General features: G+C 38.3%; 8 protein-coding genes and 5 tRNA genes. 6 read left to right on the top strand and 7 right to left on the bottom strand.

Annotation, left to right across the window (positions count from 1 at the left end):
• Positions 1-95 precede the first annotated feature (95 nt).
• Positions 96-1,004 carry a hypothetical protein gene (locus AAG747_RS24805; protein ID WP_346823950.1) on the bottom strand — a complete coding sequence of 303 codons (909 nt, stop codon included), beginning with the start codon at positions 1,002-1,004 and terminating at the stop codon, positions 96-98.
• A 179-nt stretch (positions 1,005-1,183) separates the two neighbouring features.
• On the opposite strand from AAG747_RS24805, the gene AAG747_RS24810 reads away from it, so the two are divergent.
• Positions 1,184-1,342, top strand: coding sequence for a hypothetical protein (locus AAG747_RS24810; protein WP_346823951.1), 159 nt, complete (start codon positions 1,184-1,186; stop codon positions 1,340-1,342).
• A 241-nt stretch (positions 1,343-1,583) separates the two neighbouring features.
• Positions 1,584-4,928: a UvrD-helicase domain-containing protein gene (locus AAG747_RS24815; protein WP_346823952.1), complete on the top strand. Its 3,345-nt coding sequence runs from the start codon at positions 1,584-1,586 to the stop codon at positions 4,926-4,928.
• Between the two features lie 61 nt (positions 4,929-4,989).
• Here the strand turns inward: AAG747_RS24815 and AAG747_RS24820 are convergent.
• From AAG747_RS24820 to AAG747_RS24840, 5 genes are all read right to left on the bottom strand, one after another.
• Positions 4,990-5,065 (bottom strand) — tRNA-Lys (locus AAG747_RS24820).
• A 69-nt stretch (positions 5,066-5,134) separates the two neighbouring features.
• A tRNA-Lys gene (locus tag AAG747_RS24825) sits at positions 5,135-5,210 on the bottom strand.
• Between the two features lie 71 nt (positions 5,211-5,281).
• Positions 5,282-5,357: transfer RNA gene (locus AAG747_RS24830), tRNA-Lys, on the bottom strand.
• Between the two features lie 16 nt (positions 5,358-5,373).
• Positions 5,374-5,457 (bottom strand) — tRNA-Leu (locus tag AAG747_RS24835).
• 46 nt (positions 5,458-5,503) lie between these two features.
• Positions 5,504-5,576: transfer RNA gene (locus AAG747_RS24840), tRNA-Lys, on the bottom strand.
• Between the two features lie 332 nt (positions 5,577-5,908).
• Between AAG747_RS24840 and AAG747_RS24845 the strand changes: the two genes are divergently transcribed.
• The 4 genes from AAG747_RS24845 (at position 5,909) to AAG747_RS24860 (ending at position 11,470) form a co-directional block, all read left to right on the top strand.
• Positions 5,909-6,448 carry an SH3 domain-containing protein gene (locus AAG747_RS24845; RefSeq protein WP_346823953.1) on the top strand — a complete coding sequence of 180 codons (540 nt, stop codon included), beginning with the start codon at positions 5,909-5,911 and terminating at the stop codon, positions 6,446-6,448.
• A gap of 436 nt (positions 6,449-6,884) precedes the next feature.
• On the top strand, positions 6,885-7,292 hold the full coding sequence (locus tag AAG747_RS24850) for a hypothetical protein (protein ID WP_346823954.1): 408 nt from the start codon (positions 6,885-6,887) through the stop codon (positions 7,290-7,292).
• 242 nt (positions 7,293-7,534) lie between these two features.
• Positions 7,535-7,927: a response regulator gene (locus AAG747_RS24855; protein WP_346823955.1), complete on the top strand. Its 393-nt coding sequence runs from the start codon at positions 7,535-7,537 to the stop codon at positions 7,925-7,927.
• A gap of 321 nt (positions 7,928-8,248) precedes the next feature.
• On the top strand, positions 8,249-11,470 hold the full coding sequence (locus tag AAG747_RS24860; RefSeq protein ID WP_346823956.1) for a translocation protein TolB: 3,222 nt from the start codon (positions 8,249-8,251) through the stop codon (positions 11,468-11,470).
• Positions 11,471-11,615: 145 nt separating this feature from the next.
• Here AAG747_RS24860 and AAG747_RS24865 read toward each other — a convergent pair whose 3' ends face one another.
• Positions 11,616-12,350, bottom strand: coding sequence for a polyprenol monophosphomannose synthase (locus tag AAG747_RS24865; protein WP_346823957.1), 735 nt, complete (start codon positions 12,348-12,350; stop codon positions 11,616-11,618).
• Positions 12,351-12,417: the final 67 nt, after the last annotated feature.

The following is a 12,417-nucleotide window of genomic DNA, read 5'->3' on the forward strand; positions in this document are numbered from 1 at the left end:
ACAAATAAATACGAATAATTTTGCCCTTTCAAAAAAGTTGAATTTTACCCCAAAAAGTACCTTATCATTATTCGAGTATTTACGCAATAATTACTTTATTTTTTCGAAAAAAATGTTTCCAAATACTGATGAACATACTCCTTTTTTCTTCCTTTGGGTTTCGGAAATAACAAAAACAGTTTTCCTTTTTCATTGGTAAACAAAATATGATTTTCATCTAAAAAAAGAAGCGCTTCTGTCTGCCCTGAAAACCATGTTCTTTTGCATTTACACGGATCCATCTCAAATTTATCTTTCTGATTTTCAGATAGGTTCAACAAAAACACTTTTCCATATGTCATTAAAGCGAGTTGATTGTTTTTCGGGTTAAAATCAGCCCCTGTTATTGGATGTTTCAAAGCCAGAGAATCAACCAACTCTGCTGTATAATCCCCTGGTTTATCGGGAATTCGGTAAATTTTCATATTGGAGTGGGTGATATTTTTTGAGAATAAATACAAGTTGTCCTTATACCAAATCATGGCTTCGCAGTCAAAATTCTTTGCCTGTGTTTTTCCCGGAGGAAATTTAAACTGATCTGGGTAATGAAATTTTATGGTGTGTACAGAGGAATCTTCCACATTGACTTTCAGCACTTTTAGCTCTTTACGAGCATTTCCATTGTTTCCAAAATCCCCAATGTAAAGATTTCCTGTAGAATCTTGGGCCAAGCTTTCCCAATCTCTGTTTTGGATAGAATCCGGAAAGTTGATCACCTTTTGGGGAAATTTCTGGGGCACCAAAAAATCATTTATTGAATACAAAGCGGCCTTGTTTCCACTGTCTCCATGCGTTACCAAGGATTGCCCCCAATATGCCAGCCCGGAAGATTCCGGAATATTATCAGGGAGCTTTCCAACCTTACATATGACATAATGGTCTTTACTATTGAATTCCTTAGACAAAGGACAACCAAACAGGATACTTCTTACAGCTATAAGTAAGACGGTAAAATTTTTGAACATATATTCATAACTTTTTTACAAATCAATACTTAATTTTGAATCTCAAAAAAAATAAAAAAGGGTTATATTTATTCATGCACCGAATTAAACAAACGGAACATGCTCCGTTATATAAATGAGGTGTATTTTTTGTTTTCCATAAATTATCAATAGGAAATATAAATATTTAAAAGTGAGCTATGATTACTACATTTCATCGAATTAAGAAATCCATCACTTATCAACTCATAGCTTTGGCTATGTTAGTTCTGACAGCTGCTATTGCTTTTATTACAGATACCACCGAAACAATGGCTGATAAAAATGTGGAAATACTTAAAGCCGAACTCCCCCACTGATTCAACCCGATTAAAAAGTAGAGGTATGAAATAAGAAAAATTACGATAAAGAAAATCTTTTTTACAAAATTAAAAGCCCACTCATAAGGTGGGCTTTTGACATTATAATACCTCATTTGAAGCTTTAATTTTCTTCCGCGAATCAAACTTCAGATTAAGTCATCGGAATCTTCAGCCAGTCTTGCTTATCTTGTTCCCTGGTTATTACTTTACAAATATTGACAGAGAACACAAGCCTGGTATGAATTCACAAAAAAACTTTCAAGTTTACCGCTCATCCGCAGGGTCAGGAAAGACCTTTACCCTCACCAAAGAATACCTCAAACTTGCTATTGCTTGCCCGGGATTATTCGGAGAGTTTCACCCCCGTTATTTTAAAACGATACTGGCCGTTACGTTTACAAATGCGGCAGCCAACGAAATGAAAGAGCGTATACTGGGAAAATTGGCAGCTTTCAGTCAAAAAACAGAGGAAACCGATGAAATGCTTCTGATGATCGAAGCCGAGTTGAAAGCTCAATACCCCGAACAGGAATTTTCACTAGAGGTCATTTGTAAAAGAGCTCATACCATTCATCAACACATCTTACACAATTACTCCGACTTTTCTGTCAGTACAATTGATTCCTTTAACCATCGCATAGTTCAATCATTCAAAAAAGACTTGGGCTTACCTTTTAATTATGAAATCGAATTTGATAAGGATGGGCTTCTACAAAAAGCGGTAGATCTCCTACAAAACGAAGTGGGTGAAAAGTTAAATAAGGAGCTAAGCGAATTACTTTCTGAATTTACAATCTATAAAGCGGATGAGGGCAAAAGTTGGTTTATCGATGAAGACCTGATCCAGTTTGGAAAAAACATCTTTCACGAAGAACATTATGAAGCCATCGCCCCCTTACAAGGACTTGAACTCTCCGATTTTAAAAAATTAAAAAACAGACTTGTGGGCTATGTCAATGAAATTGACAAGTCCGTAAAAAAACTGTCCGACCAAGCCTTACAACTTATAGAACAACATCAACTTGAAGCCAAAAGCTTTTATCAGGGAGCCAGGGGCATATACGGTTATTTCCAGAAGCATAGTCTACTGAGTCAACCGTTCTATAGTATACCGGCAAATAACTATGTTAAAAAGACCATTGACGAAGATAAATGGACCAAAACCAAGCCCAGTAGTTTTGAAGAACAGGCGATAGAAACCATCAAATCACAACTCCGTGAATGCTTCCTGCAAATAGAAGAGATTAAACAACAGGAGACGGACTTATATATAGTTGCTTCTTCTTTAAAAAACTCCATCTATTTATTGGCTACTATTCATTTGATAGAATCACAGTTACAAGCCGTAAAAGCCGAAAATAACCTGGTACATATTTCTGATTTTAACCGGAAAATCAATCAAATTGTAGAGCACGAACCCGTTCCGTATATTTTTGAAAGAATCGGGGAAAAATACAACCATATCCTGGTGGACGAGTTTCAGGACACCAGCCAGATGCAATGGCACAACCTAATGCCCTTGGTGGTCAACACACTTGCCAAAGGAATGTTTAATTTGATAGTAGGTGATGCCAAACAAGCTATCTATCGTTTCAGAGGTGGCAAATCTGATTTGTTGGTTGCACTGCCAGATAGCCCTAGCCTACACCCTGAGTCTAATTTATATCATGACACTCAGGTTTTCCATAATGAAATCAATGTATCCCAATTGCAAAAAAACTTCAGAAGCAAAGCCAATATCATTACATTTAACAATTCCTTTTTCGAGTTTTTCAATACAACATTGCAAGAGGCCTATCCGGACTTACCCGATTACTTCAATGAAGTTCAACAAGAGTCCAATACCCAACAAGGAGGCCATATATCCATTTGGACTTGCCCTCAAGAACATGCTGCTCAAGCAACCCTTGCACAAACGCTGACCTTAGTAGAACATTTAATTCATCAAGAATCTTATAAACCCTCTGATATTGCCATACTGACCCGGAAAAATACAGAAGGGGCTGCAATTTCCAAACACCTTATCGCTGCAGGCTATGCAGTACTTTCCTCCGAGTCACTGTTACTCAACAGCTCTGCCACCATTCAGTTTATTTTAAACTTCTTTAAAGTAAGTCTACAGCCCTATGATCTGAAAGTAAAATTCGATATTCTATACTACTTGATCAATCAGGAAGGAGGAGAGGATGTTGACAGTATTATTGAGTTACTGGAAGAAATGAAAGCCATTGATAATGAAGCCGAACAGCTGGCTTTATTTCAAAACTACTTATCTCAACATCATCAAATCCATTTGGATCTTCATCAATTGCGGAACCGCTCCCTGCACGAAATTGCCGAAGACATCATCCGTAAATTTAATTTATGGAGTAAAGTCCAAGAGAAAGCCTATTTATACCGCTTTTTAGATGTATTGAGTGATTATAGTCAAAAGAATGGAAATCACCTTTTGGATTTTCTCGATTTCTGGAACAAAAAAGGCAGTAAATTTTCCATTGCAACCCCTGAAAATGCCAATGCCATCCGGGTTATGACTATCCATAAATCCAAAGGCTTACAGTTTCCGGTAGTGATACTTCCTTTTGCCGAATGGACTACTACCCCCAATACCAACCATAGTATTTGGAGAAAATGGCCAGAAAACCCTTTGACACCGGAACTCAGCTCAGTACTCCTCCCCTATAAAAAAGACCTAAAGCAAACCCGCTTTGCTCAAGACTATCAGGAGGAAAAACAAGCGGCTTTTCTGGATGCTTATAACTTACTATATGTTGCCCTTACCCGTCCGGAAGAAAAACTATTCATTTTGTGTAAAGAGCAGAAGACTATGATCAAACCAGATGAAGGGGTAAATAACTGTGGTCAATTAATTCTTCATTATCTTGAAAAGGGACCGCTTCAACACGAGGATTCGGCTTGTAAAGTAAGTATTCAAAAACCTCTGCCGGCTAATGTGGATTGCAAACTTCACCTCTACTTTAGAGATGAGAAAAAGCCTCATTATCCAAAAGGCAAATCTTTAAAAAGCTCAAAAGCGCCCTCAATACATTTATTACATACCGATTATAGCCATAAAATTCAATTGAGAAGAAATGAAGGGAGTGGCTCCGAATCTTTACTTTCTGTGGTCGATTTATACCACAAGCGTGTAGAAGGCATTTTGGTGCACCAAGCTTTCGAATTTGTAAAGTACCAAAAGGATATTCCTAAGGCGATTCAAAAAATGCTGAATAAAGGCTATATCACCAAAGAAGATGGTATTCGTTTGCAAAAAACCATGGAAAAGGTAGTAAACCTGCCGGAGATCAACACCTATTTTCAGCCACACCCCGGGCTCAGAGTACTGACCGAGCGAGAAGTCATCATACCGCAAGCTCCTAACCGCTATGCGATACTCCGACCCGACCGGATCGTCTTTTACCAAGGCCTGGTCATTTTAATGGATTATAAAACAGGAATTGAAGAACTGGAAAAGCACAAAAAACAAATCAACCGCTATGCCTCGGTATTACGCAAAATGGGCTATAAAAAGATTCGAAAACTTATTATCTATACGGAACAGGCCCGGGTGGAAGAAGTTTGATGCAAATCGCTTTCCACTAGATGCTAAAAAGGCTACCTCATAAAAAGGTAGCCTTGTAATTTGGTGATCCCGCTGGGGCTCGAACCCAGGACCCTCTCCTTAAAAGGGAGATGCTCTACCAGCTGAGCTACGGAATCGGATGATACATTTGCATGTACTCAAAAAAGAAAAATAAACAATAATAACCGGTGGATGAAACCAAGCTTTGGTGATCCCGCTGGGGTTCGAACCCAGGACCCTCTCCTTAAAAGGGAGATGCTCTACCAGCTGAGCTACGGAATCATTAGTTTTCACAAAAAAGCATCTGTAAAGAGGCATAAAAAAGGCTGGAGGATAAAGCCAGCCTTGTAATTTGGTGATCCCGCTGGGGCTCGAACCCAGGACCCTCTCCTTAAAAGGGAGATGCTCTACCAGCTGAGCTACGGAATCTGATTATTTGGTAGTGTGCCCACGAGAAGATTCGAACTTCCACGGGCTTGCGCCCACCACCCCCTCAAGATGGCGTGTCTACCAATTCCACCACGTGGGCTTAATTTCAGATGATTCTTTGTTTACAAGCGTCTCTTGTAATATAGTGATCCCGCTGGGGTTCGAACCCAGGACCCTCTCCTTAAAAGGGAGATGCTCTACCAGCTGAGCTACGGAATCATATCATTGCAAAAAACCAGGTGTTAAAAAACGCTAAATCTTAGATAAATCCCCTTCTTTTTGCGTCATTTGGCTTGTTTTTAAGCCCTTCCTTTTCGTTATTTGCGCTGCAAAACTAATACATAAATATTTCTATGCAAAGGATTCCGAAACTTTTCTTTTTTACCTTTTTTTGCCTATTAACTCTAACTTCTGTTTCTCAATCAGTTAAAGCGGAAAAACCTTTAAAAAAATTATTTCAAGCCGATTCTTTATTTGAAATAGGCAATTATACCGCCGCATTTGAGGTTTACCAGGGCATTTTACATCAAGAACAATTTTACTCTCCTCAGATGCTTTTACGGATGGCCTACGTCAAAGAAGGCTTGGGAGATTATACTAGTTCTTTGTATTTCTTAAACCTTTACTATACACATAACCCCAATCAAAAAGTATTGGAAAAAATGTCTGAAGTAGCCAATGAGCACCGGTTGGAAGGTTATCAATTTAACGATAGGGAATTCTTTTCCTCTATGTATTACAAACATTATCCTGAACTGACCGCTGGCTTATTATTACTATTCACACTAGGGGCCTTATTGTTAGTTTATCAAAAAAGGAAAAACCGCCCTACCCTTCCTTTAGCCATCGTATATGCAATTTTAATGGTATTCACGTTTGGAGGATTGCATTGGGGTTTGTCCAATCACAGAGGGATTATTCACCATGAAGCGCTCTTAATGGAAGCCCCTTCTGCCGGAGCCAAGCAGTTAGAGTTAATACAAAAAGGGCACCGGGTAGATATTTTAGGTAAAAAAGACATTTGGTACAGAATACGTTGGAAGGACCAAACCGCGTATGTTAGAGAAAACAACCTATTGGTCATCAAGTAGGCAAACGACCCTACCTAAACAGGAAGCCCATTTGGCCAAAGCTAGTTTTAGCTTTGGTTTTTTTTGTCATAGAGCATGTCAGAAAGATACTTCCCCAAAAGAGACTATACACATACCCTCCTTTCTGACAAAAACCGTCCTGATTTTTAGTTGGCAAACAAGTATTTTTGAAGCAATCGCTTTTTAAAGTTGGACAGTATTATGCAAGACACCCGGATTATCAAATATCCGGTAGTGTACACTAGCAAGGCATGTTTATTTAACCGGAGAATATACAAAAAACAGGTATTTCACAAAAACTGTATAATCACTATCAAAAACCACAATGTAATTTTTTGATAAACAATAGGATTTTTCAATGTAGGGAAAGTTGCATATTTGTTCTAGGTAATACTCACTAGATGCAATTGATTATTTTTTACCAAATTCAATCCCAATGAAAAAATTACTACTATTCACCTCCGCATGTACGTTGTTATTTATTACGGTTGCATTTACCCCTGAAAGCGCAAGATTTGCCCGCCCCAGTTTAGAGGATATCGCTGAGGATTGGAAGCTTTCCCAACTTACCATCAATGGAGAGCCTTACGCTGGCAATACCTCCAACTTCCGGTTAGTCTTATCCGGAAACTATACCTATAAGCGAATCTCTTTAGAGGGTTTTGAAGACAAGGGATCATGGAGATGGGACAGACTCCAGAATCAAATTATATTAAACAAAAATACGGAGTATGAAGAGGTATATCAAGTACAATACAGTGATGCAAACAGTACGATGACTTTCACGGAAAAAACATTTGAAAAAAACAATTCCTATCACACAGAATACATTCTTTGGAAATAATACCCTGCGAAAACTAGCCATCAACCCAAAACTCTGTATATTTATGTTATACAGAGTTTTTTATTTCGAGTAAGTTAAACTTGATTTTTTAGAAAAAACACATTTTAATTGTGCTTCTGATATAATTCAAAATATAGTTTTATCTTTGTTGATTCTTCAAAAAGATTATATAATTTCACACAGTGTTCTGTTTCAAGTAATTGAAGGGAATTAATCAATAAAACTAAAATAAAAGCATAAAAGTGAAGAAATACAATCAAATTCTCATCATTGATGATGATGAAATTAACAATTATGTAACCACCAAGTTTATTAAGAAAATGGATCTCAGTGATGTAGTAGATACCATTTCTAATGGCTCAAGCGCTATCAATTACCTAGAAAAATGCGAAGGCTCTAAAGGTAAATTCCCTGACTTGATTATTGTAGATATCAGCATGCCCATTATGGACGGTTTGGAGTTTTTGGAAATTTATGAACAGCGCTTTTGGAAAAAACATAAAGCTACCAAAATGGTTGTAATTACGGCTTCCATCCGGGAGAAAGATAAAGAAGATGCCATGAGCTTCAAATGCATTTCCGGATTTTTAAATAAACCGGTAGATGTAGATAGCTTGACAAGGTTACTCAAATAAGCGGCAGCACCTCCCTTTTGACAATTAAACCAAGTATTCCTGGAATTATACTCCCTCCTGCTCCTCCTCCATTTTTTACTTATTCTTTATATTTTTCATCCTTTTTGCTCTCTTCTGTGTCTTCATAGAAAAGCAGAAAGCATTTGGCCATATGACAATCTGTTTTTACTTCTTTCCCCCAAATAAAAGATAAACAGGAAATCAAATCTTAGTTATGTTACATAATTATTTTATTGTAAATTACCCTAACGAAAGAACCGAATTTATTTCGTTCAGTGTTTTTTAACATATTTGCAAGCTGTTTATTCAATACATAAAAAAATGAGATTCAACCTGACCATGCTAAAAAAAATACTACCTCTCTTGTTTGTACTTGCAGTGGTCCACTCCTCTTTAGCCCAATTCACCCAAGAAGATAAGTTTGGAAAAAACCGGGTACAATATAAAAACTTCCATTGGCGATATATTACCACTACCAATTTTGACATCTATTACTATGACGGAGGGTATGAAATTGCCAAACTCGCCGCCAATATAGCCGAACAAGAATTCAACCGTATTACGGATTTGATCGGGCACTCTCCTTTTTATAAAACCAAAATATTTTTATACAACTCTGTGATTGACCTCCGGCAAAGTAATATCGGAGTTAATCAACAAGGTATTGAAGTGGGGGGACAAACAAACTTCGTCCGGTCTGAGATAGAGGTAGCATTCACCGGGTTAAGACACACATTTAAACAGGAATTGACTCACGGGATTGCCGACATGTTTATTTTTGATATGATGTATGGCGGGAACCTGAAAGAGGTACTTCAAAGCTCGTACCTCTTAAACTTACCGGAATGGTTTATGGCCGGTGCCGCAAAATATGTTGCAGAAGGCTGGAATGTAGAATTGGATGATTATATGCGGGATATGTTAAGTAACCGGAAATTCAAACGTCCCGAAATTCTGACAGACAAAGAAGCCAAATTAGTTGGACAAGCTATCTGGAACTATGTAGCGGAAGAATACGGGTCTGCCAATATTTCAAATATCCTCAACCTTATCCGAATTGTCCGGAACGAAGAAGTCAGTATTCAACAAACATTGGGGGTATCGTATAAATCTTTTATGGAAGGGTGGAAAACCTTTTACCTGAAACAACTTTCTACCTTATCCGATCAACTTACTTTGCCTTCCGATGAGGCCATCCTTTTCAAAAACAACAAAAAGTATGACTATAATAAAGTAAAATTCAGTCCTGATGGGCACTATTTGGCCTATACCACCAACTTTCAGGGAAAATACAAAGTAACCTTGGTAGACCTGCCCAACAACAAATCCAAGGTATTACTAAGAGGCGGTTACAAGGTTATCAATCAAAAAATAGATAATAATATTCCCTTGGTAGAGTGGAGAGCCAATAGCGATTTGGCTATTTTCTCTCCCAAAAACGGAAAAAATTATTTGTGGTTGGTCAATATCAGCAAAAAACGTGTTAAACGGAAAAAAAGGCACTTTTCCGACTTTAGCCAAATCAAAGAATTTTCCATATCCAAAGGCGGAAATATGATTGTGATGGTAGGTGAGAGGAGAGGGAAATCCGATTTGTATTTACACGATATCCGGGGAAGACGCACCCAACAAATTACCAATGACGGATTTGATTATTTGGGCCCGCAATTCTTGGGTAGTACGGATAAAATCGTTTTTAGTTCTAACCGGGTTTCAGATACTCTGAAAAAGAAAGAAGAGAATCTCAAAGAGATTTCTTCTAACTTCAATTTATTTGTCTTGGATAGAAAGTCTCCAAAAGTATTGTCCCGTCTAACTAACACCCTCAGCAGGGATATCAAACCTTTGCCAATCAATGAAAATGAAGTGGTATTTCTAAGCGATCAAAGGGGAATTTATCAACTCTACAAATACAACCTTCAAGACAGTATCTCTACACAACTTACCAATTACAAATTAAGTATTCAAGATTATGATATTGTGGGTGATCAAATAGCGATGGTGATGTACAAAGGGGGGAAGGAACAAATTTACCATATGGATCACATCGATTTGAATACGTCCAATTTCACCAATAAAACTTACCGGCAACAAGTATTGGACCTTCGGTACTTACAAACCATAAAACGGAAACGGGCGCTAGAAGAACAAAAAAAGAAACTGGAAGAAGCCCAAAAGAAAAGAGAGGAAGAGGCTCAAATTCCGAAAAAGGAAGAGGAAAAAACAGCACAAGCCAAACCTCAGTTGGCAGATGATGAAGTAGATACCGATAATTACCAATTTGATACTTTCGCCAAAGAGAAAAAACAAAGTTTTCTGGACCGGTACAAAGCCCGTCTGAAGTCCACAGACAAAGATGATACGCCCAAAGAAGTGAAAATCAGCCGGCCCAAACCCTATGAAAACCAATTTACAGTGGACAATTTTGTAACATCACTATTGATAGATCCCTTAAGGGACTGGGGATTGCTGTTTGAAGTAGCCATGACCGATGTGATGGAAAACCATAAAATCAATGCAGGGCTATACGGACTTATCAACCTTAAAAACAGTAATTTTTATGGGGAGTACCAATACTTAAAAGGACGGTTGGATTATGGCTTACGCTATGAAAGGTATAACCTGGAAAGAACAGGCGAAGCAATTGCACATGAGTATAGCTTGAACCACTTGCAGGCCTCTGTCTCCTACCCCTTTAACATTACTTCCAGAGTCACGCTTTCACCTTTTTATGCCTCTACCCGGTTTACCAATACGGATATAAGTCAATTGGCTCAGCCCGACCAAACCGACCATTATGCAGGAGCGAAAGCAGAATTCACCTTTGACAATAGTTTGGTGACCGGTACGAATATGTTACAAGGTACCCGGGCCAAAATAAAAGTAGAACATTACTTTGGCTTAAAGGATTCTGAGAAAGGCTTTGGGAATTTGCTGGTCGATATCCGCCATTATCAAAAATTACATAAATCCATCATTTTCGCCACCCGGTTAAGCTACGGACAGTTTTTCGGAAACGCAGAGAAAACCTATCGTTTGGGAGGTACTTCCAATTGGATGTTTGCCGATATGGCCAACGAAGAAGAAGTAAACGTACAATCTGCTGAAGAAAACCGCTCTGATTTACTTTTTACCAAATTTGCAACTCCTCTCCGGGGTTTTGATTTCAACCATTGGTCCGGGGCCAACTACATGCTTCTCAATGCCGAATTGAGAATTCCCTTGTTGAAATATTTTTACCGGGGAACTATCACGTCCAACTTCTTCAGAGATTTGCAGATCGTTGGTTTTACAGACATCGGTTCTTCCTGGACAGGCATCAGCCCTTTCAACAAAGAAAACTCTCTCAACACAGACTATGTGAATTCCGGGAATTTCAATATAAAAGTATCTAATTTCAAAAATCCGTTCTTGGTGGGCTATGGTGCAGGCATCCGTACCACTATGCTAGGCTACTATGTCAAGTTCGATGTAGCCTGGGGTGTGGAAGACAAAGTAAGAAGCGATGCCAAATTCTATTTATCACTGGGGCATGACTTTTAAAACCTGTCTTATCACAAGATCATAAAATATTAACTACAAAGCTCAACAGGAATTTCCTATTGAGCTTTGTAGTTTTTTTTACCTCAAGTTACTGGCATTTCGCTAAAGCAGGGGCAAAGAGAACACCTTAGCACAAGCTCTTTGCTCAGTTTCGTTTGTAATTTTTGAAAAAGCTTTTGAATTTCATTTGAACAACCCCGAAAAAGGCTTCTTTGAAAATCCCCTTCGACATTTTGGAAGTTCCTTTAGTCCGGTCCGTAAAGATGATGGGGACCTCTTTGATCTTAAATTGATACTTCCAACAAGTAAACTTCATTTCAATCTGAAAAGCATAGCCTACAAACCTTACTTTATCCAGGTTAATGGTTTCCAAAACCTTACGGGTGTAACACATAAATCCCGCAGTGGCATCTTTGATGGGCATTCCGGTGACCGTTTGTACATAAATACTGGCAAAGTAAGACATTAACACCCGGCTCATCGGCCAGTTTACAACATTGACGCCCTGAATATACCTGGAGCCAACCGCAATATCATTTCCTTCTTTTGCGCAAGCATTATATAGTTTCACCAAGTCATTGGGATTATGCGAGAAATCAGCATCCATTTCAAAAATGAATTCATACCCCCATTCCAGTGCTTTCTTAAACCCATGAATATATGCTGTACCCAAGCCCAGTTTTCCTTTCCGCTCTTCCAAATGAATTCTACCTGTATAAACCTCCATCAACTCCTTGACTTTGGCGGCTGTTCCATCGGGGGAGCCATCGTCTACAATCAGTAGATCAAAGGCAACATCTTGAGTCAATACGGCTTTAATAATCGCTTCTATATTCTCTATCTCATTGTAAGTAGGAATAATTACAATACATTTATCCACTTTTTCTTCAGCTAATAGTTTGGTTTAGTAATATGCGGTTTCAGGCATGTTTAAGGTTGAAATCGTT

The organism is Rapidithrix thailandica (assembly GCF_039710355.1).
GTDB lineage: Bacteria > Bacteroidota > Bacteroidia > Cytophagales > Flammeovirgaceae > Rapidithrix > Rapidithrix thailandica.